This window comes from Maridesulfovibrio salinus, assembly GCF_055394525.1.
Genome location: NZ_AP042461.1, coordinates 4058473 through 4084363, shown reverse-complemented (window position 1 = coordinate 4084363; position 25891 = coordinate 4058473). Strand labels below are relative to the sequence as shown.

Sequence of the window (25891 nt, the reverse complement as noted above, 5' to 3'; positions counted from 1 at the left end):
TGTGAATTTCCCCTTTCTTCAGCGGAATTGAATCGCGGCAATTACTACGAATGTGTGTATAGGCAATGAATATTCATTGCGTGATAGCAGAATGTTGAGTGGTGTCAAATATGTGTAAGTGCCCATTAATATTTTATATGCAATGCAGATGGACTTTAACATGCTGTTATGAAATGTTTTTTTGGACAAAGAGGAATGCCGGGGGAAAACGGAAAGAGTTTAAAAATTTTAAAAAATAACATTTTTACTACAAAAAGGAATTATAATTATTTCCAAGTTCTTCTTTTAATGTTTCTTGCCTTATTTGTGATATTCGTCCATTCGACTGCATTTTTCTGAGAATTGATGTTATTTTAGGCACTATACTGCTGTGTTTTTTGTTAAGATAATGGTGCACATAAACTTTTTGTATCGGGGTGCGCTGCAGTACCACCTGCTCAGATTTCAGGCCTTGAAGAGTTTGCCAGCCGGCTATACGGGCTGTCAGGGCAACATCAATCCTTCCGTGTTGGATCATTTTTACAAGTTGTTCATGTGTATCAATTTCACGGGTGTCTATAATCCCTTCGAGAGCTGTTTTCTTTTTAAGATAAAAGACTCCTCTGTAATACCCGACCTTAAGATCTTTAAGGTCATTCCATTGCAAAATATCTGGGGTTCCTGAGGGTTTGAGAACAGTCAGCTCAAAATAATCCACTGGAACCGGAATTTTAATCAGTTCAGTATATTCTTCCTCAATCCCTGCTACCTTGAAGAGTTGGCCGTCTACCTTTCCGCTTCCGGCGGATTTGATTGACCGAAGAATGGGATAGGACCTGTGCTCAATTTCAATTCCTAATTCTGAGTATGCCTCCTTTAGCACATTGAATACGACTTTAGCATGTGGCGAATCCATGCCGGAAAAAACCATTTTTCCGTTGGAGCTGTATGCTGAAGAAGTAATGGTGCATGAAAACAGAAGTGCACAAATGAGTCCTGTAATTATTCGAGAGAACATGAATTTCTTCCGTTGTTAAATTTACTGGATATATCCCCATGAACTCAGTCTGCTGTATGCATGACGCGCGTAGTCTCCCTGATTATTAACTTTGAGAAAGCGGTAATATTCATTGGCTGCCATATCCCTTTTCCCCAGCGCTTCATATGATACACCTTTAAAAAAGGTTGTCATGGGGTTTCCGGGCAGGGCGTCCTCATAGGCGTCAAAGTTGGCAAGTGCCTGTTCGAATTCACGGTTTTCAAGGCTCAACATACCTACCATGTGCAGAGCCTGAGCCTCCTGAGGGTATTGTGTCTTGGCTTTCTGGGCATATTGCAGCCCCTGCTGCTTTTTGCCCATAGCCATCTGGCATTTGGACATGAGCATGAGTCCTGCGTAGTCATTGGGAGCGATTCGGAGTGCTTTCGAAAAATGTTCTTCCGCCCGGGCAAAATCTTTTTTGCGCATCAGTCCTTCGCCTTTCTGCATCTCTTCAACCGCCGGGCGGATTTTCCTGATGGAGGCAATGTTGTCCATATACCTTTCGCGTAAAAGCTTTCCGTGACTGTTAGCGTAGGTGGTGTCCCTTTTTTCAACGGCTGTTGCATAACGCTCAGAGCTCATGGGGTGGGAGGCGAACATCTGCTGAACAAAGGAAGGCTGGCTTGTATGAAGCTTGTTCAACTCCTGCATCAGGCCGACCATTCCTTCTGGATCATAATTGGCATTATCCATATACTCCATCCCTAGGCTGTCCGCCTGCCGTTCATCTGAACGGGAGTAGCTTGCCAGCAACAGTCCTGCGCCGACTCCGCCAAGTCCGGCCGCAAGCGGCAGGAGATCCTTATTCTGAGTGCCGACAACCCCGACTCCCAGGGCTACAACACCTTGAACAGCCATTGATGAGCTCATGCGTGAAGCAGTATGTCTTGCGTTCACATGCCCTATCTCATGACCCATGAGCGCGGCAAGCTCGGCTTCATTTTCAAGGGTCAGCAGTATTCCTCTTGTGCAGGCAATGCTTCCGCCGGGAAATGCGTAGGCATTGACATAGTTGGCATTAACACAGCGGAAACTGTAGGGCATATCCGGCCTGTGGCTGGTTTTCGAAAGTGAAAGGCCGACATTACTTACATAATCGTTCACTCTGGAATCCTGCACAGCCCCGTAGTCAGCGGAAAACTGATGAGGAGAATTCTGGCGGTCGAGTTGTATTTCCTGTTCCTGTGAAACAAGCATCAGCTGTTTTTCCCCGGTGACGGGGTTGACGGAACACCCTGCCAAAAGGCCGAGGGTTCCGCCCGCTGTAAGTTTGAGGGCATCTCTTCTGGATATATATTTTCTTTTTATCATTGTTCCTCCGGAAATAAGGGTCATCTTTAGAGTATATCTGTATCAGAGGTTTGGCAATAATGTCTTATCAAGAGCCCGGTATGATTGATCGTTATTGAAGTTATGGTACAATGCTTGGAATTCTGAGCGGATAAATTATTGAGGCATGTGTAGAGTATTAGTACATATTTGATATCTGGAACTAACAATATGAATTGGAGTTGAATCTCATGTCATCTGAATTAAAAGGTAAAACGGCTATAGTAACCGGGGCCTCCCGTGGGATAGGAAGTGCAATTGCTGCCCGTCTGGGCAGGATGGGAGTATCTGTGGCAGTAAATTATTCCACGGGACTGGATGCTGCTGAAGAAACCTGCGCAATGGTCCGTGCTGCAGGAGGGGATGCTTTTTCTGTTCAGGCTGACCTGCGCAGAGTATCCGAGGTTGAAAAACTTTTCGAAAAGACAGTTGATAAGTTCGGGGGCATTGACATTCTGATCAACAATGCCGGAATGGCTATTTTTAAAAATATAGCTGATTTTACGGAAGAAGAGTTTGATTCCATTTTTGACCTTAATGTTAAAGGCCTATTTTTCTGCTGCCGTGAAGCTGCAAGAAAAATGAAAAATGGCGGTAAAATAATAAATATTTCATCAACCGTAACAAAGGTTATGATGCCTGCTTACGGCGCTTATGGTGCCACTAAAGGGGCCGTGGATCAAATTACCCGCGTGCTTTCCCGAGAGCTTGGCCCTCGGGGTATTTCCGTCAATGCCATTTCTCCCGGCCCTGTTGATACCGAACTTTTCCGTGAAGGAAAGAGTAAGGAACAAATTCAGGCTATGGCAGATATGTCCTCCTTCGGGCGCATAGGCACTCCTGAAGATATAGCCGATGCGGTTTCCATGCTGCTTATGAATCAGGCCCGATGGGTTACCGGCCAGAATATTTATGTAAACGGAGGAATGGCCGGATAAGTATGACGTTTGCCCGCTCTGAAAGGCAGTAGTGCTGGACATGAGACTTTGCGCGTAATAATCTTGCAACAGTGGGATAATTTTAAAGGCGGGTATTATTCATGCGTGAAGTATTGGAAGAGGCGTATTCCAGTATGCCTTTCAGGTCGGAGTTAAGTTTCAGCCCTTTATATCGTAAGGCCCGTGAAATATATGATCGGTCCGAGAACAAGTACAGCCGCAAGGTCGGGGATATTCTTTCATCCATTGAAGAGCCGGGCGGATTACTGGATTCTTTCTCTGAGGATAACGCTGATAGGTTCTCGTCTGAAATCGATTTCCTGATGAGTTTCGTGTTCCCCGAACTGGAAGACAGTCAGGCTATCTGTAAAGCCCAGCGGCCTTTCACACACAGCCATTTTTATTCATCATCAAAATATAAAGAGCTTTTCGAAGAGTCCGGGATTGAACTTGAACTGAGTGAAAGTCTGCAGACGCAGGTCCTGACGGATTTTACCGGAGAAAATCTGCTTTTCGCTTATACCATGCTTTTCGATATCTACCATGAGCTAGAGCATGAGATGATGGAAGCAGTGATGAAGATGCCTGATCCTGTCAGCAGGGTAGACCGTTATTTCCTTGCAGACTATTCTTTCCGGTTTGTAGAAGTAGATGCCGCCGGTCTTGAGATTCTTCCCCGGGAACAGTTTTCCCGCCTTTTGATCATGCGAGACCGCGAAACCCTTGAAAGACTTATGCCGCTTGACAATCTGGTGTTCAGCGGAATCATAACCGTCAGATTTATTGAGGTTACGGAAAAGGAGAACATTTCCCAGCTTAAATCCGATCTGGTGCGTAATGGGGCTCTGCATGGCCCGGAAGTTTTCGAGTCTGTAACCCATCGGTTGAGATCCATACTCAAGGTTGACGATCTGCAGGCTGGGCTGTTTTTACGCTACCGTGTAATGGAGGGAAACAGTGATTGCACTCTGCGCAGTATTCTGAAGAATTATCCGGGTGAGATCACGGATTCTCTGGAAGCGTTTTACGGTCAGGTTTTCGAAAACGGGGAGCCTTGCTTCATACCCGAAATAATGGAGTGTGGAGAAGATTGCGGCGTTCTAGGCTTTCTCCGTAAGAAAGGTGCCCGGAGTCTTGGGCTGATTCCATTGAAAGATAATGGAGAAGTCATTGCTGTCCTTGAGCTTGTATCCGGTAAAAAGGATATGGTCAGCTTAAACTCAGCACGGAAAATCTCTGAGCTTTTACCCGGACTCAGCGTGGCTGTGCGCCGTGAGATGAACTACCTTGAGTCGCGAGTTGACAGTGTCATCAAGGAGTTTTGCACTGCGATACATCCTAGTGTTGCCTGGCGTTTTGAGGAGGCCGCGTTCCGCTATCTTAATGATTTGGAGAAAGATGGCAGTGCCGCTTTCGAAGATATCGAGTTCAGGGATGTGTATCCGCTTTATGGAAGTATGGATATACGCAGTTCTTCAGAGCAGAGAAATCTGGCTATTCAGCATGACCTGTTGGAACAGTTGGACACTGCTTCCGAAACTCTTGCGGAAATCTATAAAAATAGAAGCATTCCCATTGCTGATTATTTTATATCAACTCTGAGCAGAATCCGAGGAAAAGTAAGGGAGGGACTGGATTCCGGTGATGAGATTTCAGTTATAGAATTTTTGCAGCAGAGGGTTGAGCCTTTTTTCCGTTATATTCAGGAAACAGATAATACCCATACTGAAAAGATCTCCGCCTATTTTGAAAAGATGAGCCCCGGAATGGGTATAATATACAGCCAGCGCAGGGACTACGAAGATTCAGTGGCAACTCTGAACAAGGCCCTGTCTTCTTTTCTGGAAAACGAAGAGGAAAAGGCACAGAGTATTTTCCCGCATTATTTTGAAAAATACCGTACCGACGGGGTCGAATACAACATGTACGTCGGCAGTTCGCTTGTCGATGAGTTTCGTTTTGAAGAGGTTCAGCTTAAGAATCTACGCATCTGGCAACTGGTAAAAATGTGTGAAATGGCCAGGCTAACAGAATCTCTGCTGCCCGGGATGAAAGTGCCCCTGAGCTGTTCTCCGCTTATACTGGTCCACTCGGCCCCCCTGACTATCCAATTCCGTGTTGATGAAAAAAGATTCGAAGTGGAAGGAACCTACAACATCCGTTATGAAATTATTAAAAAGCGTATTGATAAGTCTAAGATTCTCGGCTCGGGTGAGCGTCTGACCCAGCCCGGTAAGCTTGCGGTGATATATACTCAGGAAAAGGAATGGCGGGAGTACCTGAGCTACTTGGAGTACCTCATGGATAAGGGGTATGTTCATGGCGAAATAGAACATCTGGCGTTGGAAGATCTTCAGGGGGTGCATGGCTTGAAGGCTTTACGGGTGGATATCACCGCATAACTCAAAATTTATTTGAGCACCTTGTCGGGGCGCAGTGACACCTTTCTCATTGTACATATCGTTTTTGTAGACGGACATTCTTTTTATCATGTCTTACGACTGTTACATAGTATGTGTATTTGTAACAGGCAGAGGCCTCATTTAATTTTGACAGTGGAAAGGCCTGATGAATGTTCTTAGCTAACTGTATACAAAGGAAAAGCTGTGGCTGTCTTTCAAAATGACGATTCTCGGGATGTGCCGGTGCTGGAATTCCGGAAAGTGGATTTCAGCTGGCCGGACGGTAAAGGGTTAAGTGATGTTTCTTTCAGTATCTCAGATGGTGAGTTTGCCTTGATCTCGGGACCTTCCGGTTCCGGGAAATCAACTCTTCTGCGTCTGGCAGTCAGGCTTGAGGAAATTGATAGCGGTCGGATTTTGCTTGAAGGAGAAGATGTCGAGAGCATTTACCCTCCCTTAATGAGGACCCGAGTAGGGTTCGTTCAACAGACCCCGACAATCCTGCCCGGGTCAGTACGTGACAATTTATTGATGCCTTTCAAGCTGAAGATTCGAAAAGATATTCCTGAACCTGACGACTCTGTCCTTGTCAGGTGGCTGAATCGTCTTGCCCTTGACGATATCAGTCTTGATGCAGATGCAGCTTCCTTATCTGTTGGACAGAGACAGAGGATTTGCTTGATTCGTTCTGTGCTGCCTCGTCCTGCTGTAATCTGTTTTGATGAACCCACCAGTTCACTTGATATGGAAAGCCGGGAGCGGGTGGAGGAAGTGGCAGAGGAACTGGCCGGTGAAGGGACAGGTATTCTGATGGTAAACCATACCAGCTACCGTCCGGGGTGTCCGCACATACACTTCAAAGTCTCAGCTGGACGTGTGGAGGTTTTGTAATGGGTGTTGAATTTCTCTCTATTTCATGGGGCCAGCTTGTAATGGCTGTATGTCTGGTTTCAGTTTCCGGGGCACTTTCGCTTTATTATAAGCTGAAGCTTGAAAAGGATCTCGCAGTTGGTGTGCTCAGGGCTTTTGTGCAGTTGCTCGTTATGGGGTATCTGCTGAAATTGATTTTCGGGTTGAATAACGCGCTGCTGGTTGTCGGCCTCTATGTTTTCATGACTCTTTTCGCTGTCCATATAATTCATGGGCGTGTCAGGGAAAAGAGTGTTTCCTATCTGATTCCCACAGGAATGGCTGCCATAATCAGCTATACTCTGGTGACGGTTGTTGTGACCCGCTTTGTGATCGGGGCGGAGCCGTGGTGGCAGCCACAGTATTTTATTCCGATAGGAGGGATGATCGCAGGGAACTCCATGAATTCCTTGGCGTTGTCCCTTGAGAGGTTCTTTTCTGAAGTGAAGAACAGACGGAATGAAGTGGAAATGATGCTTTGCCACGGTGCGGATTATAAAGAGGCCACCGCTGATATTTTTCGAAACTCTCTGAGGGCGGGGATGATTCCGGCAATTAACTCTCTGATGGGAGTCGGACTGGTCTTCCTTCCGGGTATGATGACCGGTCAGATTCTGGCCGGCGCCGATCCTCAAGAGGCGGTAAGGTATCAGATCGTTGTCATGTTCATGCTTGTTGCTTCAACCGCTCTTTCCACAATTCTTGTACTGCTGCTGGTCAGACGCAGATGTTTTTCTTCTTCCATGTCCGTTTTGCTGCGTTGAGTTCTGTTGTCGGTAGCTGATTTTTATCTTGGGGCATTTCATTTAGGCTCTCCATCTATTTGTTCTTTGGGAAAACTGGATGCAATAGAATGTCAGGCTGTTTTATGTTATGAGATAATTGAATAGATCTGATATTGATAATATTCTGGCCGACATCATCAGGAGCTACAGTGAAATCATCACGGGAAGAAATACAGAAATTGTTCACCGGCAATGAGTTGTGCATGCAGTTCATTAATGCTTCACCGGATGCGATTGTGGTTCTTACCCCGGATGGAAGTATTGTCGCTTATAATGAACTGGCTTTTGAGCTGTTCGGGTATAAAGAAAAGCAGGAGGTTCCTGAAAGCGTTATAAGCCTGTATGAGGATATCCATGATCGTGACCAGCTTCTATCCCTTTTGATGAATAATGGGAGTTTAAACGACTTCGAAGTCAGACTAAAAACTGTTTCGGGTTTGATGGTGGCGAGTGTCAACGCTTCGGTCCTGGAGCTTGCAGGAGAAAAGTTCCACATTGCTACAATCCGTGATGTTACCGCAAAAAAAGAATCAGAAGAAAAGCTGAAAAAAAGCGAAGAAAAATTTTCCAGATTATTTGAAGCCGCGACAGACGCGATTATTCTAATTGATGAACAGGGCAGCATTCTGGATTGTAATCAGGCTGCTCTTAAGCTTTTCGTTATTTCGAAGAATGAATTCTGCGGTTCATCCTTTCTTGATTTCGCGCCGGAAGTTCAACCTGATGGTAGCCTGTCCAGAGAATATTTTTTTTCAAGTCTTGCAGATCTGCAAAGCAATCCCGGAAAAAGAATAGCTTGGCAGCATCGTCTTCGCGGGGGAACACTGATTGACTGCAATATCACATTAAGCCGCTTAGAGGTCGAAGACTGCAGCCTGTTTATGTGCGTTGTAAGCGATCTCAGTAAAGAAAAAAAGTTCCGCGCTAAAAGCAAGCTGGACGAAATCCGGTTCGAAGCCCTTTCTGCAATTTCCCGCATGGTGGACGCAGATCTGTCCTCTATTTATGATTATGCTCTGGAGGCAGCTGTAAGTGTTACTGAAAGTTCCATAGGCTACATATTCTTTTTGAACGAAGATGAAACCGAGCTTTCTGTGTATGCCTGGTCCAAGAATGCTGTCTCGCACTGCAATCTGAAAGACTATCCCGAAATATATAAAGTTGATGAAACCGGAATGTGGGCTGATGCTATAAGGCTTCGGCAACCTATTATTACAAATGATTATGCCGGGTGTCCTTATAAAAAAGGATTGCCTGAAGGGCATATTCACATAAGCAGGCATATGAATGTTCCCTTGTTTGATAACGATCATATTGTCTTGCTGGCGGGAGTCGGAAATAAGGAAAGTGATTATACTCAGGAAGATGTGCGTCAGCTGACCATGCTGATGGAGGGGATGTGGAATATCGTGCGCCGCAAACAGGCTGATGAAGAATTGCGTAAAGCCTATGGCGGACTTGAGCGTGAGGTCTATGATCGCACTGAAAAGCTGAGTATGGCCTTGTCCAATCTTAAACAGAAGAATTCCGAGATCCGGGCTGAGGTTGAATACCGCAGGGAAATTGAAAACAAGTTAAAGAAGAATATCGGTCGCTTGGCTCTAGCAACTCGTTCCGCTGGGATGGGGGTCTGGGAGTGGGATTTGGTTGATAATAAATTGTTCTGGGATGAACGGATGTTTGAAATGTACAAATGTATGCCCGAAGCATTCAATGGAGCCTATGATGCATGGCGGAGCAGGGTTCATCCGGACGATCTTGGCGGGGCCGAAATGGTTCTCAGTGAAGCTGTAGAGGGCGACGGCCATTTTGACTGGGAGTTTCGTATTGTGTGGCCTGAAGGAGAGATAAGGCATATAAAAGCCAGTGCCTTGGGACTTCATGATCCCGAAGGCCAGATTCACTCCATGATAGGTATAAATTACGATGTAACCGAAAGACGCAGGCTTGAGCAGAGGTTGCGTCGTTTCGAGAGAATTATAGCTGTAACACCAGATCTGGTTTCGCTTGTGGATTCCGAATACAGGTATGTCATTGTAAATGACTCTTATGTGAAAGCATTTGGTATGCCCAGAGAGTATTTTGAAGGCAGATTAATGTCGGATGTTACCGGAATGGATATTTTTTTGAACTATTCAAAACCCGGAGTGATGGCTGCTCTGGATGGTAAACCCCAGAGCTTCGAAGGGTGGGTAGATCTTCCGAAAATGGGCAGGCGCTATTTTTCCATTACTTACCGGCTTGTGACTTCAGAAAATGATGATGAAAGGTTTGTTGCCATTGCTGCTCATGATATCACCGGTATCAAAAAGGCGGAGGAGGATCGGAGGCATATCTTCGAAGTGTCTCTTGATATGCTTGGTGTAGTGGATTTCAATGGGCGGTTTATTGAAGTTAACCCCGCATGGCAGAGTATTCTCGGCTGGAATGAACTGGAGTTGAAAGGAAAAAAATGGATTGAATTTGTGCACCCGGAAGACTGGGTGCATACTCAGACTGCTTTGGAGCGTCTGCTGGCCGGAGATGTTATAAGGGGGCTTGAAAACCGTTATAGGTGCAGTCACGGTGAATGGTGCTGGGTCTCATGGAATCTTCATACGGACAGGGAGCAGATGAAAATAACCGCAGTGGGCCGGGATGTCAGTAAACAGAAAAAAATGATCGATGAATTGAAACTGTTAGCCAGAACCGATGCCCTCACCGGGGCTGATAACAGAAGATTTTTTATCGATCGCGCAAGGGAGGAAGTCGACAGGACTGCGCGATACGGAGGCAGTCTGGGACTTCTGATGCTTGATATTGATCATTTCAAGACAATCAATGATTCATATGGCCATGATGCCGGAGATCAAGTCTTGAGAGAATTGGTCAACTGCTCAATTCAGACACTGCGGTCCACGGATCTATTCGGGCGTATCGGAGGGGAAGAGTTCGCAGCGTTGCTTCTTCAGGGGACCATGGAATCGTATGTAAATGTAGCTGAACGGCTTAGAGAGGTTTTGAGTGAACTGGAGGTCCGTGTTGGTGAAAACAGAATTAATTTTACGGTCAGTATCGGTTTGACAATAGTGCGGGACGGCGTTCCGTCACTTGCTGAGGCCATGAAGCATGCTGACCGCTGTCTTTACAAAGCCAAGAATGAAGGCCGTAACAGGGTCGTCAGCTTGTGCCCTTAATTCCGGTGGACTCTCTCTTTGTCGAGGTAGGGTATGCAGCTTTCTTTGAAATATATTTCAGTGCTTGCAGTTGCTGTGGTTATGCTGTTTATCGCGTCTGTAGTTTTCGCTGAAACACAGGCTTTATCTGATGCGGAAGTTGCTACTGACTACTGGCCTCCATTCGTTATCGAGTCGCAAAATGGGACTTTACAGGGGATAGATATTGATCTGCTAAGGGTTATCGGGAAAAGAATGGATTTGAATTTTTCGATAAAGCGATACCCTTGGGCCCGATGTCTTAAAAGGATAAAAGCCGGAACCAGTGATCTGATTACCGGAGTCGCAAAAAGCGAGGAACGCGCTGCAACCATGATTTTTACGGAAAGTCCGTATTATTCCTGTAGGCCTGCCTTTTACAGCCTGGCTGGTGATTCCGTGCGGGTCGGTGAGTATAATGATCTGAAGGGAAAAAGAATTGGGTATACCCGTAACTCTTTATATTTTCCACAGTTTGATAATGATACGGAATTAAATAAATATGCTGCAAATAATGAAAAGCAGCTTCTGAATATGCTTATTGCCGGCAGGTTGAGTCTGATTGTTGGTACAGATTGTCAGGTTGATTATGATATTGCCTTGAGAGGCATAAATGAAAAAGTGGTTAAAGAGCCTTTCCAACCCGAATATAAGGTTGATTTATATCTCGGGATTTCACTCAAGTCACGTTGGAGATTCAGAATAAAAGAGCTTAACGCAATTCTCAGGGAAATGGTTGAGAATAGTACTGTCCAGAATATTTCAGATAGATATTTCAATAACGGCCATATCAGTGCAGCTGAAGAATGAGAGTATTAAGGTTCAAAAAGTTCTACCCGGTTACGTCCTTTATTTTTGGCCAGATAAAGAGCTTTGTCCGCACATTCAAGTAAATCCTTGCCACTGTTGCTTGAATCGGGAACCATGGTTGCGACACCGATGCTTACAGTGACAACAGGAGACACTGATTCACAGTGTTCAATATTGAGTTTTTCAATATTGGAGCGGAGGTTTTCAGCTATTATCATCCCGCCTTCAGTTTCTGTTTCCGGAAGAAGAGCGAGAAATTCTTCACCTCCGAATCTGGCAATCAGGTCAGTTGATCTTTTCAGGCTTTCCGATAGTTTTCCGGCAACAAGTTGCAGGCAGTCATCTCCTTTGGCGTGCCCGTTGTTGTCATTGTAGGCCTTGAAGTGGTCAATGTCGATGAAGGCGGCAGTTATAGGCGTGGATTGCCTTTGGGCTCTGTCCCACTCCAGGTTAAGACGCTCTTCCAGTTGTCTGCGGTTAGGCAGATTGGTCAAGGGATCGATCATTGAAAGTTTTTTGAGCAGATCACGCTGGTCTTTAAGTTCAAGATGGGTCCTGAGTCTGGCTTTTACTATCGGCAGGCTGAAAGGTTTTGTGATGTAATCGACGGCTCCTATTGCAAGCCCCTTGGCTTCGTCCTCCACCTGATCTCTGGATGAGATGAAAATTACAGGAATGTCTCTGGTCTCAGGATATTCCTTGAGTTTCCTGCAAACTTCGTAACCGTCCATGCCGGGCATCACAATGTCCAGTAAAACCAGATCCGGCGGATCTTCAGAAAGAGCAATCTCCAGTGTACTTTCGCCATCAAGAGCAACGGCAACGCGAAATTCTTCACGAAGGGCATGGCCGAGTAATTTTATGTTGGGCGGAGCATCGTCCACAATGAGAATTTTATGTTTTGAGTGCTCTTTGTTCATTATATTTTACTGAATCTTCCTGTATATTTCTTTGATTTTATTCAATTCTATCAAAGCCCACTTGAAGTCGAATCCCTGTATAGCCTTTTCAAGTTCTGCAAGTTCTTGCTGCAGACTTTCCTGCGGCAGGTGGAACGATATCTCGCGGAAAAGGGCTTCAGCCTCAAAATCGTTTCTGCTGAGCATTTTTTTCAATTCATTCAGCATATCCGAGAGGTCCTTTGCATCGGATTTGTCTTTCTTGAATGATTTCACTTGAGCTGCGTTTCCGCCGGGCAGACTTCGTATTGACTCCAGAACTATCCGGGCTTCTTTATCATAAGCGGGAAGCAAGACCTGTACCGAATCTGCATCCTTATTCCGGAGGGCCATCTCTAGATCTCCTGAAATCTTATGCAGCCAGGATGCAGAGATATTCCCGGTCAGTCCCTTCAGGGTATGTGCCAAACGTCGTCCTTCTTCTAATTGTCCATTTTCTATAAGCTCTTTGAGGCGTGAAGCTGAGTCTGAATAATTCTTTTCAAAGTCTTTAAGCATGGTTAGCAGAAAACTTTTTCTCCCAAGCATTCTTTCAAGGGCTGATTTAACATCTATGCCGGGTAATGATTCGGGGATTCGTATTTCTTCTGTGTTTATGACCTCTCCCTCTGTATTTACCACTGTGTTATGTTGGTCTTTTATCCATTTGGTAAGCGTATCGAAAAGTTGTTCTGAATCAATGGGTTTGGAAATATAGTCATCCATGCCTGCCTGTAGGCATTTTTCTCGATCTCCCTTCATCGCATGTGCGGTCATGGCAATCACGGGCAGATTCCGCAGAGTATCATCTTCCCTTATTCGGGCGGTGGCTTCCAGCCCGTCCATGACAGGCATTTGAATGTCCATCAGAACTGCATCGTAACTGTTTTCTTTCAGTTCGACTAAAGCTTCGAGACCATTTACAACCGTTTTTACGTGCAGACCAATGCTTTCCAGGATATCATTGGCTACATTGCGGTTGATTGAATTGTCTTCCACCAGAAGAATTGACGCGCCTCCAAGTCTGGCTTCATATTTACATGTGTCACAGGCGGGAGGTAAAGCAGTATGGTGTTCCTTACGGCTGAACTCAAAGACGTCCATAATCGTATCAAAGAGCATGGACTGTTTGACTGGCTTGATAAGAAAAGCATCAACCCCGGTCTTTTCAGCTTTGATCATGATTTCTTCTCTTCCGAAAGCAGTAAGCATGATTATAGGGATTTTGCTTATTGATGGGGTTTGACGGACTTCCGCTGTTACTTCTATTCCGTCCATACCGGGCATTTTCCAGTCCAGTACAAGGAGTTTATATGGCTTTTCATCTTGCGCTTTCAGTGCCTCTAGCGCTTTTTCACCTGATTCAACCGTTGTAACCTCGAAATGCAGGGATTCAAGAGTTTCCTGCATTATTTCACGGGCGGAGTCATTGTCATCCGCAATCAGGACTTTAAGCCCATGCAGATCCTCAGGAATCTGGACAGCATGAGATGAAGGGCTGGAGCTGACCTGAAATTCAAGGGAAAAAAAGAAGGTACTGCCTTCTCCAGGGGCACTCTCCACCCATATTTCTCCTCCCATGGTTTCGACAAGGTGTCTGGTGATAGCAAGCCCCAGGCCGGTCCCGCCGAATTTGCGGGTAATTGAGCCGTCAGCCTGTTTGAAGGCCTCAAAGAGGTGTGAGAGGTGGGACTCCCGTATGCCTATGCCGGTGTCGCTTACAGAAAAAGTCAGCATGGTTTTGTTTTTGCCGGTACCACCGAGGATAGTTCGGACCACAACTTCTCCCGCCTCCGTGAATTTCAGGGCGTTGTTGGTCAGATTTATCAGAATCTGCCCAAGCCTCAGAGGATCTCCGACAAGTCTTTGCGGGACTTTGGGGGACACGGAAACAATAAATTCGATGCCTTTATCCGACGCGTTATTGGCAAAGAGGTCGGAAAGGTTATCCATTACATCAGTGAGTTCAAATTCCGTGTTTTCAAGATCAAGCCTGCCTGCCTCGATCTTGGAATAGTCCAGAATATCATTGATAATGGCAAGTAATGAACGGGCGGATTGCTTTATTTTATACAGGTAATCTCGTTGCTTGGGTGTAAGGTCTGTCCTCAGGGCAAGATCGGTCATCCCTAGAACTCCGTTCATGGGTGTACGGATCTCATGGCTCATATTGGCCAGAAATTCACTCTTTGATAAATTCGCTTCATCTGCAATTTTTCTGGCTCTTTCAAGCTCTATTACTGTTTCGGACAGCCTGAGGGCGTTTTCTTTCTGGATGTCCCTGGCCATACGCAGGTCATCTGCATATTCTTCAAGTTCCTCTTCGGCTTTTTTCCGGTCAGTTATATCGGATATGAATCCTTCAAGGGCTTCCGCCTTTCCGGTGTCACTGTATATTCCCTGACCTTTTTCCCATACCCACCGTTCTTCTCCGTATTTTGTTCTTATTCTGTATAGAATTTCAAAAGATTTATGAGCAGCTAATGCTGCTTCTATTTGATCAAGAATCTTGGGCAGATCGTCCGGATTTATCAGATCCCTGTATCCCAAGTCCGGTTTTGTCAGAAATTCATCCGATCTGTAACCGGTAAGAGCAAATGTTCCCTCACTTGCAATTTCGAGTTGCATTTCATTGGATATTTTTCTTCTGTATGCCATTCCCGGCAGGTTGCTCATGAGAGTGGATAAGGTTCTTTGGCTTTCATGCAGTTTCCTTGTCCGTTCTTCCACTTTTTCTTCAAGTGATGTCTGATAGCTTATGATTTCTTCTTCCGCTTCTTTGCGGGTTTTTATTTCATCCTGCAGGACGTCACTGTATGCTTTTAGCTTATCCATGAAGTTGTTGAAATGATCAGCCAACATTCCCAGTTCATCGTTGGAATTACGTGTCATGCGAACAGAAAAGTCACCTTCTTCGGCCTTTTCAAATTTTATATGCAGGGTTTTGATGGGTTTTAGAATAGACCTGCCGATGAATACCGAAGCTGTCATCATCAGAAACAGTGCAAGCAGAATGGAACTTATGATCACAAGCTTGATGTCTTCAAGCGGTTCATAGAAGTCGGATTTATAGCCTGAGGAAGCGACTATCCACCCCAGTTCCGGAATGTCATTGAAGTAAACCACTTTTTGACGTGTGCTCTCTTCTGTGGGGTTTCTCCATAAGTATTCAAGACGCCCATTCTTCTGTTTGACAATCTCACGGCCCACCTCTATCTGTTGAGGATCTTTGAAATCTTTATAATTTATTCCCTTGTAAGAAGGGTGGATTAAAAAGTTGCCTTCGTAATCAAATACATATGGATATCCGGTCTTGCCGAAACCGAGTTCAAGAAAACTTTCCCTGAAATCATCAATCTTAACCAGTTCATCAAATTCATCCCGGTAAGAAGAGGCTGTAATAATCCAGTCCCATGGCTGGAAATAAGTCATGAAAACAGCTTTAGGTCGGACTTTTTCCGCCAGTGGTTCTTTCCAGTCATACTCCAGGTACCCGGATTTGCGCTTTATCTGTTCTTTAACAAAAGGCAGTGCACTTAAATCTACCCCCAGAAGGCTTCTTTTTGGGTGGGCAACCATTGTTCCTTCACTGTTCAGGCTGTACACCCTGCCTGTTTTGCCTATTCTCTGGCTTCTGAATATTTCAGCTGCCTTTTTTTGGGCTTCTTCCTTGGTTATTAGGCCGCGTCTGACCTGTCGCTGAAGCTGCCTGACTATTTCGTAGTTTTTTTCAGATACAGCTCTGAGGTAGTTTTTAATGGAAGCGTCGGCAGTGGTGCGGACCATACTTAAAATGGTTTCAGTCGCAATTTTAAGATCTCCTTCAATTGTCTGCCTGATGATCTTTTCCGCCTGAGTGTAGATCAGCGCTCCGGCAACTCCGAAGGCCAGAAGAAAAGCCAGGGAGTAGGTGAGGAAAAGCTTGTTTCGAATACGGATATTATTCAGCATTTTAAGCATTTATTCCTCCGCATCGAGTTTGAATATAGGCTTGTAGTACCGTGGCCCAAAAAGTCCTTCATAAGGATAGTTGCCGATATTCTCTGTCGTGATTGTGGGGATGAAAGGTCCGGAGCGGAAAGGGAAGTCATGACCGGGGCTCTCTCCATTGAGGATTCGTACCATCATGTCTACAGCCATCCGCCCCTGAAAGACTGTAAGGTCGGAAGGAGATGCGATCACCTGCCCTTTGACTATCTTATCGTAAAGTGCGGGGATGATATAAGTGGAGATCACTTTGGTTTCACGGCTGCGGCCTGTTTCTTTCAGAATGGCCGGAGACGCTGCAGCCGCTACCGCGTTACCTACAAGATAGTCGATCTTTGGATGTTCGGATAGGATTTTACGGATGAGTCTGCTTTGGACCTCAATTCCTGTATCCCCCCATTCTACAGCTATTATTTCCGTATTACCTGGGAAATAGTGCATTGCGTCATTAAAACCGTGGAGGGTTTCAGGAGCCCAGCCGGACGGCTTAGGTCCCGGAAGAAATGCTATTCTCAGACTGTCCTTCCCGGCATTTTCTGCATATTCAGCCAGGAATTCTCCTGCATAATAGCCCATTTCGTAGTATGAAACCAGTGACTTGGCTGTGATGGACGGTGCCAGAACATCATTGATCACCTCTACGATGGGGAGGCCTTTTTTTGTAATCTCGGAAATAATATTGTCAGTGCCACTATAGCTAATGGAGCCGAGGATAATTCCGTCCACATCGGAACGGTACAGTTGTCTGAGTTGTTTAATCTGTCTGTGCAGGTTGTCGTAGCCTCCGGCTTCCAAAAGTCTGATTCCGACACCAAGTCTTTTTGCCTCTTCTATTATTCCATAGTTTACAGCCAGCCAGTATGAATCTTTAACATGCGGGAAAGCAACACCGATTGTATAAGGTCTGGCGGCTTTATCAGGCGGGAGCCATTCTTCCAGTCTGGGGCCTTTGAGATTCTGGCAGGCCTGACCGGGGCTTTTATCTCCGTACTTGTACTCTCCATAATAACTTTTTACCTGTATCGGCCACCACCTGTTGTTTTCGGCTGCAACCAAAGAACGTGTGACCGTAATTGTTATTACAGTAAACAAAAGCAGGACAATCGGCTTTTGTTTAATTAAACCAAACCAGTCTTTAAATTTGACCTCTGAAAATAGCATCAACACCCTCGATTCCGGCCCTGGGCCGCCCCTTATATCTATTTTCTGAACTTCAAAATGAAAATAGGAATTATCACTAAAAAGGTATGGATTTACTCTAGGGTATAAAAAGGCTTTTGTTAACTATAAACTGAGATAGATTATTCATTCAAATTTACAGCACCCCTGGATCCGTCAAATAACATGGTTCAGGATATGAATGGTGCGTTCCGGATCTATAAAAAAGACGTCGCCTGTTATGGGGACGTCTTTTTCAAGTGGGTCTAAGGTCTGTTAGTTTTGTCAAGTGAAGCAACTGATTGTGATCAAATGCACATTGGTCTGTGATACTTGCACCGTTTCATGGCAGGTCAGCTGATTAGATGTTCAGATTTGCGTTGGAGTCCTGGGGCGCTTCCTCTCTCTTGCTGTCGGTGTAATCCCTGACTACTTCTGCCACTCTGATCCGGTATGATTCAAATATTTTCATTTTTCCCTGCTGCTGGGCATGCCTGTGCTCAAATAGATTTCTCCACTCTTCAATTGACTGTTCGTCTTCCCAGAAAGATAGACTGAGAACTTTACGCTCATTAGCCATGCTCTGGAATCTTTCAATAGAGATGAAACCCTTTCTGTCCATCAGAAATTTTCTGATAGTGGAAGCTATTTCAAGGTATTCGGATTTCCCTTCTTTGTGGGGGACCACTTCGAAAATTACAGCGTACATTTCTTCTCCTCTCGTAATGTTTTCACAAAGGGGCTTACCTTCAATCTCCTGTCGGCACAAGCATCCGAGTCAAGTGCTTGCTGCTGCGAACATGCTTTTCGGAAATAAATAGGGTCTCCGCTATTGCTTGCGGTCTAATTTCAAGTCTTAAAAAAAAGACCTGATATTTTTCTACTCCAAGAGCTCCGGGGCGCCTTTGTTGCGGGCGTGAGACAGGGAGTCTGATTTTACGGAGTCCTATTTTTCGGAATATTGTGCAAAAAAGCACAAATAAAAACCCCCGATTTTATATGGTTTTTGTGGTTGTTCGATCTATAAGTGTAAATGGGTACTCATTTTTCCTGTTTTTTCAGTCAAGTAAAAGTTTGGAAAAAAATCAGAGTCATCTTTGCAACAATGGTGGTATGCAATTTGCTGATGGTAGAAACTGAATGATTGACCAATCACAGGCGCTGCGTTAAACGCTTTCGTGTTGCAGAAGACGCCGTTCAGTGTTGTTGCTTAGGGTCTTTGGAGAAATGACGGCATAGGTAATAATGTGAAGTAATGACATTTAAACACTGAATGATTGTGCAATCATAGCGAGCTCAGCTTCTGTGTCCGATTGAACGGACGGGGCCTTTCCCAGAGGCCCCCAACAAAGATGAGCGAAGAGGGATAAACCGGCCAGCCCCTTTGATGCAGGCGTTGTCCGGCGGTAGAGGATACGGGTTCCATGTACCTTTTAAGTTTTCCCGGAGGGTGAAACTGCACTGAAACATTGCAAAGAGTTTCTATTGGTAGTTTCCGGCCTTTGCGCCTTAATCGTGAATCTTTCTAAATCCAAGGATTGATCCGTTGAAGAACAGATATATCCCAATAACCTTAATTGTTGCTGTCTGTGTAATTGCGGCAGTTGCCGGGTTCCTGTTTCCCCCCGCGGCACAGGATAATCCGGCCCGTGTTGTTCTGGACAACAGTGGCGGTAGGGTGATTTTCACTCATTTCGTGCATGCTGACGAATACGGCTACGAATGTTCCGACTGTCACCATGACGATATCGGCCAGGATCGGCCTATCCCCTGTGGCTCCTGTCACCCCGCGGCTTTTGATGACAAATTCAGGGCTGAACACCAGAAGAATTTTCCCAATGAAGAAGCCTGTCTGCGCTGTCATTACGAAGTTCCAACCGGTCCCCTCGCAGAAGAGGACAAACCTGACACCGACAGCATCCCCCTTCGGGCTGACGCTTTCCACACCCAGTGTATGGACTGCCACGAAAGCGACGGCGGCCCTTATGGCGAAGATTCCTGCTACGACTGTCACGCGAGGTAGTTCAGATGCTTAAGATTCATTATTCACTGGGCTCTGATGTCCAGAACTCTGTTTCTGAGATCACCGCACCTGCGGAACTCAATATTCAGGTTCGTAACAAGATACTGAAAATCAAAAAAGGACAGAAGCTCGCAGCCGGTGAGATTCTTGCCGAGCGTCCTTCTAAATACGGTGCTGCCTGTAGTGCTGCTCTTTCGGGTAAAGCAACCAAGGTGAACTATCACCACCTGACTATCAAGTCTGATGGTGGTGAAGATTGCGTTGAACCGGTTGATGTCAAATCCATGGGACCGGGCAAGGATCTGCTCCGTACCCTGCAGGAACTTGGCGTCAATGTTGCGGCCCTGTCTTCACGTGCTGACAACCTTGTAATCAACGGCTTGAACCCCGAGCCGGGAATCTCTGTTGCAGAGCAGCTTTTAAAGGATGAGCGTGAAACCATTGAAGCCGGTCTGCGTCTTGCGGAGTCTTTGATTACTCCGGTCAATACCACTCTGGCGGTTGCGGCCGGTTCCTCTTACGAGCTTGCCGGAACGCAGCGTGTTTTTGTTAAGCCCAAATATCCCAATTCTCTTGATGCTCTGGTAGTTAAGAAAGTCACCGGAAAGGAATTTCCCGATGACACTAAAGTCCTGAGCGTCATGGAACTCTATAACCTCGGCAGGGTTCTTGAGACCGGCATGCCGGTCACCGACACCATCATGACCATTGGTGACAAGAACTACCGCGTGCTCTTCGGGACTCCCGTAAGGCACATCTGTAACGAGCTTGATATTGAGATCAAGCCCGGTGACAAGGTTGTTCTTGACGGACCTTTCCGCGGCGAAGCCGTTTACAGTCTCGATGAAGGTGTGAAGAAGGGTGACTACGGTCTGTTCATTATCTCCGAAGGCGATTTCCCCTCCATCGAAGATGCCACCTGCATCAACTGTGGGGAATGTGTGCTCAGCTGTCCTGCAAAACTGCAGCCTAATATGCTCAGCCGTTACGCCGAATACGAGATGTTTGAGCATGCTGAAAAAGCGCATCTGCACAGTTGCTTTGAATGTGGACTCTGTTCCTTCAACTGTACGGTCCGCCGCCCGATTCTCCAGTACATCCGCTTTGCAAAGGACCAGCTCCTCGCCAGCGGACAGTCTGAGAAGGCATAGGGAGGCGCTTCGCGCTTTTGTTGATTTGATTTCGCCTCCGGCGGCCAAAGGAGCTAAGCCCCTTTGGAATCCCTGAGGGTTCAATTGATTGAAAATTCGCAATGATTTCTAGTTACGTTGCGAAGCTTAATAAAAGGTTTTGAGGTCCCCCCGGCAGAGTTGCCGAAGGCAAACCTGCTAAGTCGGATACTTGGAATCTTAAAATTGATTGGATAATCATACAAGGGTTAGCCGGACTGCGGTTAAACATACAAGTTTCAAGGGTTTATATAAAATGACTCCTCCAGTAATTAAAGCAATGTCCGACATTGCGGTCAGACTCACGGTTTCGCCTGCTCCCCACTGGCGCAGCAAGCGTACCGTGGAGAAGATGATGCAGTATCATCTTCTGGCTCTGGTTCCCGCTCTGCTCATGGCTTTCAATATGTTCGGCCTGCCCGCGCTCGCTACTGCAGGTATAGCCGGTTCCGCTGCTGTACTTGCAGAGGCTCTCTGTCTTAAGCTGCAGGACCGGGACATCAATATCGACAACTTCACCGCACTCTACGAAGGATTGCTCTTCGCCTGCCTGCTGCCTGCGGGCGCACCATGGTGGATGGTTTTCTGCGGCGGTGTACTGACAATTATTCTCGGTAGATCTGTTTTCGGCGGCTTCGGTGTCAATCCGATCTGCGCTCCTCTGATCGCCTGGGCTTTCTGTCGCCTTTCCTGGCCTGAAGCCATGGATATCGACGCCAACCTTGCCCACTTCATGATTAATGCGCCGCTGGATCAGCTCAAACACTTCGGTCATGATACTCTGTGGCAGTTCAATTACACCGACCTTTTCCTCGGAAAGCAGCTTGGCGGACTGGGAGCATCCCAGATTGTTGCGGTGCTGGCCGGAGGAATCTTCCTTGTGGCGACAGGGTGGGTGCGTGTTTTTATACCCGCAGCGTTTCTTGTCGGCGTGACTGCAACCGCGTCCGTTTTCTGGATGATCAATCCTGAAGTGTACGCCAATCCGCTCTTTCACCTGCTGACCGGTTCAGTGATGTTCGGTGCTTTCTTTCTGGCCCCGGATGTTGCTTCCAGCCCGGTGGGTATGATTCCCCAGCTCCTTTTCGGACTTATCGCCGGAGTCATGGTCATTATTATCCGTGTCTACGGTGTTTACCCCGATGGTGTACCGTTTGCGATTATGATTGCGAACCTGCTGACCCCTCTTCTGGACCGGGTTCGCCCCAAACCTTTCGGAGTGAGATAAGTCATGCGTGAAATACTTCATATGCTCGTGGTCCTGTCCATCATCTGTGCCACCTCCGGTGCTGTGCTGGTGAACCTGAAGCAGGCCACTAAAAGTCAGATTGAACAGCAGGTTCTGACCTATGTTCAGGGGCCCGCGCTGCTCTCCGTTCTGGAAAACAGGGATAACGATCCCATTAAAGAGCGTGTCACCATCAAAGATGTAACCGTGTTTCCGGCCATTAAGGACGGCAAGCTCGTCGGCGTTGCCATTGAGGCTTTCGCTCCCGGTTATTCCGGAGACATCGGCGTCATGGTCGGCTTTGACGTGAACGAGGACGAGCTGATCGGTATCGGCATCACCACCCAGACTGAAACTCCCGGACTCGGTGACAGGGTCATGGATCCTTCCTTCACCGGAAAGTTCGCGGGCCACGACCTTGATTCCATGCAGGTCTCCAAAAAGGGCGGCGACATCGATTCCATCGCAGGTGCTACCTACTCCTCTGTGGGTACTGTTGATGCCGTTCGCAAGGCCATTGAAATCTATCAGTCCATCAAGCCCGAGATCAATCTGGTCTGGAAGAAGTCTTAAGGAGAAACCATGAGCCGTTTAGTAAAAGAATTTGCAAAAGGACTCTGGGATGAGCTTCCTCCGTTCAGGGTTCTGCTGGGACTCTGTCCTGTGCTGGCTGTCACCTCCTCTGCGGAGAACGGTCTTGGTATGGGAATGGCGGTTATTTTTGTTCTGACCATGTCCAACCTGATCATTTCCACAATCAGGAAAATTATACCCCCGAAAGTTCGTATTGCCTGCTTTATTGTTATCACCGCTTCTCTGGTTGTTACCGTTGAGCTGCTGATGCAGGCCTACGCTTATCCGCTTTACCAGAAACTGGGGATCTTCGTTCCCCTGATCGTTGTTAACTGCCTGATTCTGGGGCGCGCGGAAGCTTTCGCATCCAAAAACGGAGTAATCCTCTCAATTGCCGATGCGCTTGGCATGGGAATCGGTTTTGCCGCATCCCTGACCTTTCTCGGCGCCGTCCGTGAAATCCTCGGGAACGGCACTGTTTTCGGTATTGAAGTGATGTGGCCTTCTTTTCAGCCTGCTTCATTCATGGTTATGGCTCCCGGCGCTTTTGTCGCTCTCGGGGTGATTCTGGCCGGAATGAACGCGTTTAACAGGTATCAGAGCCGCAAGAAGGGCGAGACTCCGCCTGATGTCATGAATTCCTCCTGCGCCTCCTGTGGTGCCTGCGGCGGAATTGAAAACCTCAAGGACAAGTAGGGGAGACTGACAAATGGAATACTTCCTGCTTTTTATCTCTGCCATTTTCATCAACAACATCGTACTGGTTCAGTACCTTGGTGCATGTCCCTTCATGGGAACCTCCAAGTCCACCGATGTTGCTCTCGGAATGGGCGGAGCGGTTATATTCGTTACTTTGATGGCTACCGCCATCACCTGGCCCCTGCACCAGTATGTGCTCATCCCCTTCGGAATCGAGTACCTGCAGACAATCGTCTTTATTCTGGTCATCGCTTCACTGGTACAGTTTGTCGAGATGTTCCTCAAAAAGGTCATCCCGCCCCTTTATCAGTCGCTGGGTCTCTTCCTGCCCCTGATCACAACTAACTGCGCCGTTCTCGGTGTAGCGATCATGGTTCAGCGTAACGAGTATTCATTCATCAAGTCCATGATGTACGGTCTTGCTTCCGGCATCGGCTTCCTTATCGCGCTGGTCATTATTTCATCAATCCGTGAAAGACTGGATATAGCCCCGGTTCCCCATGTGTTCAGAGGTGTACCCATCGCACTGATCACTGCCGGTATCATGTCTCTGGTGTTCTTCGCCTTTAAGGGCATGGCCGCATAACCGGACAGTCAAGGAGAGATATTAAAATGGTTACTTCTTCTATTCTTGTACTATTCCTGCTGGGACTGACCGCTGCAGGTATCCTCGCTGCCGCATCCAAGGTGCTGCATGTTGAGGAAGACCCCCGCATCGCCGAAGTGGAGGGCTGCTTCCCCGGTGCTAACTGCGGTGGTTGCGGATACCCCGGTTGCGGTGCTGCTGCAGGCGCAATCGTAAAGGGTGAAGCCGCACCTGAAATCTGCGTTGCCGGTGGTCCTGAAATCGCAGAAAACATAGCTGCTATCATGGGTCTTGAGGCTACTTTCAAAGAACCCAAGGTCGCCAACAACATCTGCACCGGCGGCTCCCGCGCGCACCTGCTCTTCGATTACGAAGGTGTTGAAGACTGCCGCGCTGAAGCTCTGCTGTATGGCGGTGAAAAGTCCTGCGGCCTCGGCTGCATCGGCATGGGCTCCTGCGTAAAGGTCTGCGCTTTTGACGCAATCCGCCTTAATGAAGAAGGTGTTCCTGTTGTCGACATGAACGCCTGCATTTCCTGCGGTAAATGCGCCGAGGTCTGCCCGACCGGAGCAATCCGTATCAGCGGCATGACCATGGACCTGCTGCATCTCAACAAAATCGACGACTGTCTGGCTCCCTGCATGCAGAAATGCCCGGCCCAGATTGACGTGCGTACCTATATCAACCAGATGAAAAACGGCGACCTGCGCGGCGCTCTGCTGACCATGAAGGAGCGCAACCCGCTTCCCCTGGCTGTAGGCCGTCTCTGCCCGGCTCCCTGTGAAACCATCTGCCGACGCAACATTGCTGATGATGGTGTGGCAATTCACACCCTGCACCGCTTTGTTGCCGACTGGGAAATGAATTCCGGTTCCAGAATCAAACTGGACTGCAACCCCAGTACCGGGCACAAGATTGCCATTATCGGTGCCGGTCCTGCCGGATTATCTGCTGCCTACTTCCTGCGCCGTATCGGTCACGAACCGACCATTTTTGAAAAGCGCGAAGAAGTCGGAGGCATGATGAAGGGAATTATTCCCGAATACCGGCTGCCTTCAAAGGTTGTGGACTGGGAGATCCAGTCCATTCTTGACCTTGGTGTCGAGGTTAAAACCGGAGTGGAGTTCGGTAAGGACATCACCCTGAAGTCTCTTGAAGACGATGGCTATGAAGCAATCTTCATTGCAACCGGAGCCTGGAAAGTTCCTGCGCTTGGTGTTGAAAATGATGATGCTGAGAATGTCATTGATGCGGTGTCCTTCCTCGAACAGGTCGGCAAAAATACTGCTGATCTCAAAGGTAAAAAAATCGTAGTTGTAGGTGACACCAACACTGCTATGGATGTTGTCCGCAGTGCTTCACGCCTTGGCTGTGATGTGACTTCTCTTGTGGGAGTTATCCAGCGTAAAATGTCAGCCAACAAGAACGAGATTAAACGTGCTTCCGAGCTTGGTGCTGAACTAAAGTTCCTGACCAGACCTACCAGAATAATAACTGAAGGTGGCAAGGCTACCGGAGTCGAGTTCTGCGAAGTACAGTATAAGGATCCCAAAAAGGCTCTCGGTGTTCCAGATCCTGTTGAGGGAACTGAACAGATTATTGACGCGGATATCATTGTCGTGGCTACCGACCGGGTAATCGACAATACCCCGTTTGTTGATGACGAAGGCGCTCAGCTTTTCGATCTCAACAAGAAGACAGGTGGTATCAAAGCGGATGCGCTTTCCATGCAGACCAACTACCCCAACGTGTTTGTGGGTGGCGAGGTCCATACCGGCCGCAGCATTATCATTCAGGCTGTAGCCGATGGACGTCAGGCAGCGCGCGGAATCCACCATTACGTTACTGACGGAGCAATTCCCGAACCTAAAAACCCGCAGCTCCGAGTTATCCCCGAATCCATACTCAAGAATATGGATGTGACCTACACCATTCCCCGTATTAAAGTTCCTGAAATTTCCGTTGAGGAACGCAGGTCCACTTTCAAGGAAGAGGTAAAGGGGTCCATTATATTCGAAGCTGCACGCAAGGAAGGCAGCCGCTGTCTGCGTTGCGGACTTACCTGTTACGATGCTGAAGCCGGTGCTGAGTACGCACAGGATTCCGACGTACAGAAGTTCAGTGAGATCAAGGGTTAACTTA

At 47.1% G+C, this 25891-nt stretch carries 19 protein-coding genes; 13 read left to right on the top strand and 6 right to left on the bottom strand.

Going from position 1 to position 25891, the window contains the following annotated elements; genetic code table 11:
- Positions 1–247: 247 nt before the first annotated feature.
- Positions 248–997, bottom strand: coding sequence for a substrate-binding periplasmic protein (locus ACZ5PW_RS18750; RefSeq protein WP_464556516.1), 750 nt, complete (start codon positions 995–997; stop codon positions 248–250).
- Between the two features lie 21 nt (positions 998–1018).
- Entirely contained in the window at positions 1019–2332 is a 1314-nt protein-coding gene (locus ACZ5PW_RS18745; RefSeq protein ID WP_464556514.1) for a M48 family metalloprotease, read from the bottom strand.
- A 209-nt stretch (positions 2333–2541) separates the two neighbouring features.
- Between ACZ5PW_RS18745 and ACZ5PW_RS18740 the strand changes: the two genes are divergently transcribed.
- The 6 genes from ACZ5PW_RS18740 to ACZ5PW_RS18715 all read left to right on the top strand — a co-directional run bounded on the left by ACZ5PW_RS18740 (position 2542) and on the right by ACZ5PW_RS18715 (position 11388).
- Positions 2542–3288 (top strand): SDR family oxidoreductase, encoded by a 747-nt coding sequence (locus ACZ5PW_RS18740; protein ID WP_464556513.1) that lies wholly within the window; start codon positions 2542–2544, stop codon positions 3286–3288.
- A 101-nt stretch (positions 3289–3389) separates the two neighbouring features.
- A complete protein-coding gene (locus ACZ5PW_RS18735; protein ID WP_464556511.1) occupies positions 3390–5690 on the top strand; it encodes a GAF domain-containing protein in 2301 nt (766 codons plus the stop codon).
- A 204-nt stretch (positions 5691–5894) separates the two neighbouring features.
- Positions 5895–6581, top strand: coding sequence for an ABC transporter ATP-binding protein (locus ACZ5PW_RS18730; protein ID WP_464556509.1), 687 nt, complete (start codon positions 5895–5897; stop codon positions 6579–6581).
- Entirely contained in the window at positions 6581–7363 is a 783-nt protein-coding gene (locus ACZ5PW_RS18725) for an ABC transporter permease (RefSeq protein WP_464556507.1), read from the top strand. The genes ACZ5PW_RS18730 and ACZ5PW_RS18725 overlap by 1 nt, the downstream gene beginning before the upstream one ends.
- Positions 7364–7533: 170 nt before the next feature.
- Positions 7534–10560 (top strand): PAS domain S-box protein, encoded by a 3027-nt coding sequence (locus ACZ5PW_RS18720; protein WP_464556506.1) that lies wholly within the window; start codon positions 7534–7536, stop codon positions 10558–10560.
- Between the two features lie 33 nt (positions 10561–10593).
- On the top strand, positions 10594–11388 hold the full coding sequence (locus ACZ5PW_RS18715; RefSeq protein ID WP_464556505.1) for a substrate-binding periplasmic protein: 795 nt from the start codon (positions 10594–10596) through the stop codon (positions 11386–11388).
- A gap of 5 nt (positions 11389–11393) precedes the next feature.
- Here ACZ5PW_RS18715 and ACZ5PW_RS18710 read toward each other — a convergent pair whose 3' ends face one another.
- The 4 genes from ACZ5PW_RS18710 to ACZ5PW_RS18695 all read right to left on the bottom strand — a co-directional run bounded on the left by ACZ5PW_RS18710 (position 11394) and on the right by ACZ5PW_RS18695 (position 18180).
- On the bottom strand, positions 11394–12308 hold the full coding sequence (locus ACZ5PW_RS18710) for a GGDEF domain-containing protein (RefSeq protein WP_464556503.1): 915 nt from the start codon (positions 12306–12308) through the stop codon (positions 11394–11396).
- Positions 12309–12314: 6 nt separating this feature from the next.
- Positions 12315–16286 (bottom strand): response regulator, encoded by a 3972-nt coding sequence (locus tag ACZ5PW_RS18705; protein WP_464556501.1) that lies wholly within the window; start codon positions 16284–16286, stop codon positions 12315–12317.
- Complete coding sequence (gene torT / locus ACZ5PW_RS18700) at positions 16287–17369, bottom strand: TMAO reductase system periplasmic protein TorT (RefSeq protein WP_464556499.1); 1083 nt, start codon at positions 17367–17369, stop codon at positions 16287–16289.
- Between the two features lie 463 nt (positions 17370–17832).
- Positions 17833–18180: an antibiotic biosynthesis monooxygenase family protein gene (locus ACZ5PW_RS18695; RefSeq protein WP_464556498.1), complete on the bottom strand. Its 348-nt coding sequence runs from the start codon at positions 18178–18180 to the stop codon at positions 17833–17835.
- An 837-nt stretch (positions 18181–19017) separates the two neighbouring features.
- Between ACZ5PW_RS18695 and ACZ5PW_RS18690 the strand changes: the two genes are divergently transcribed.
- The 7 genes from ACZ5PW_RS18690 (at position 19018) to ACZ5PW_RS18660 (ending at position 25887) form a co-directional block, all read left to right on the top strand.
- Positions 19018–19494: a cytochrome c3 family protein gene (locus ACZ5PW_RS18690; protein ID WP_464556496.1), complete on the top strand. Its 477-nt coding sequence runs from the start codon at positions 19018–19020 to the stop codon at positions 19492–19494.
- Positions 19495–19499: 5 nt separating this feature from the next.
- Positions 19500–20645, top strand: a complete 1146-nt coding sequence (locus ACZ5PW_RS18685) for a 4Fe-4S dicluster domain-containing protein (protein WP_464556494.1) — start codon at positions 19500–19502, stop codon at positions 20643–20645.
- A 274-nt stretch (positions 20646–20919) separates the two neighbouring features.
- Positions 20920–21891, top strand: a complete 972-nt coding sequence (locus ACZ5PW_RS18680; protein WP_464556493.1) for an RnfABCDGE type electron transport complex subunit D — start codon at positions 20920–20922, stop codon at positions 21889–21891.
- Between the two features lie 3 nt (positions 21892–21894).
- Positions 21895–22464, top strand: a complete 570-nt coding sequence (rnfG, locus tag ACZ5PW_RS18675) for an RnfABCDGE type electron transport complex subunit G (protein WP_464556491.1) — start codon at positions 21895–21897, stop codon at positions 22462–22464.
- 9 nt (positions 22465–22473) lie between these two features.
- Positions 22474–23160, top strand: coding sequence for an electron transport complex subunit RsxE (gene rsxE, locus ACZ5PW_RS18670; RefSeq protein WP_464556490.1), 687 nt, complete (start codon positions 22474–22476; stop codon positions 23158–23160).
- Between the two features lie 13 nt (positions 23161–23173).
- The gene (locus tag ACZ5PW_RS18665) at positions 23174–23749 is read left to right on the top strand and encodes an electron transport complex protein RnfA (protein WP_464556488.1); all 576 of its coding nucleotides are present in this window, start codon (positions 23174–23176) and stop codon (positions 23747–23749) included.
- 26 nt (positions 23750–23775) lie between these two features.
- Positions 23776–25887, top strand: a complete 2112-nt coding sequence (locus ACZ5PW_RS18660; RefSeq protein ID WP_464556486.1) for an FAD-dependent oxidoreductase — start codon at positions 23776–23778, stop codon at positions 25885–25887.
- Positions 25888–25891 lie beyond the last annotated feature (4 nt).

Excerpts from the sequence above, each read along its gene's own strand:
- ACZ5PW_RS18750 (WP_464556516.1), bottom strand. The coding sequence starts at position 997 with ATGTTCTCTCGAATAATTACAGGACTCATTTGTGCACTTCTGTTTTCA.
- ACZ5PW_RS18745 (WP_464556514.1), bottom strand. The coding sequence starts at position 2,332 with ATGATAAAAAGAAAATATATATCCAGAAGAGATGCCCTCAAACTTACA.
- ACZ5PW_RS18740 (WP_464556513.1), top strand. The coding sequence starts at position 2,542 with ATGTCATCTGAATTAAAAGGTAAAACGGCTATAGTAACCGGGGCCTCC.
- ACZ5PW_RS18735 (WP_464556511.1), top strand. The coding sequence starts at position 3,390 with ATGCGTGAAGTATTGGAAGAGGCGTATTCCAGTATGCCTTTCAGGTCG.
- ACZ5PW_RS18725 (WP_464556507.1), top strand. The coding sequence starts at position 6,581 with ATGGGTGTTGAATTTCTCTCTATTTCATGGGGCCAGCTTGTAATGGCT.
- ACZ5PW_RS18715 (WP_464556505.1), top strand. The coding sequence starts at position 10,594 with ATGCAGCTTTCTTTGAAATATATTTCAGTGCTTGCAGTTGCTGTGGTT.
- ACZ5PW_RS18710 (WP_464556503.1), bottom strand. The coding sequence starts at position 12,308 with ATGAACAAAGAGCACTCAAAACATAAAATTCTCATTGTGGACGATGCT.
- ACZ5PW_RS18705 (WP_464556501.1), bottom strand. The coding sequence starts at position 16,286 with ATGCTTAAAATGCTGAATAATATCCGTATTCGAAACAAGCTTTTCCTC.
- ACZ5PW_RS18695 (WP_464556498.1), bottom strand. The coding sequence starts at position 18,180 with ATGTACGCTGTAATTTTCGAAGTGGTCCCCCACAAAGAAGGGAAATCC.
- ACZ5PW_RS18685 (WP_464556494.1), top strand. The coding sequence starts at position 19,500 with ATGCTTAAGATTCATTATTCACTGGGCTCTGATGTCCAGAACTCTGTT.
- ACZ5PW_RS18680 (WP_464556493.1), top strand. The coding sequence starts at position 20,920 with ATGACTCCTCCAGTAATTAAAGCAATGTCCGACATTGCGGTCAGACTC.
- rnfG (WP_464556491.1), top strand. The coding sequence starts at position 21,895 with ATGCGTGAAATACTTCATATGCTCGTGGTCCTGTCCATCATCTGTGCC.
- rsxE (WP_464556490.1), top strand. The coding sequence starts at position 22,474 with ATGAGCCGTTTAGTAAAAGAATTTGCAAAAGGACTCTGGGATGAGCTT.
- ACZ5PW_RS18665 (WP_464556488.1), top strand. The coding sequence starts at position 23,174 with ATGGAATACTTCCTGCTTTTTATCTCTGCCATTTTCATCAACAACATC.
- ACZ5PW_RS18660 (WP_464556486.1), top strand. The coding sequence starts at position 23,776 with ATGGTTACTTCTTCTATTCTTGTACTATTCCTGCTGGGACTGACCGCT.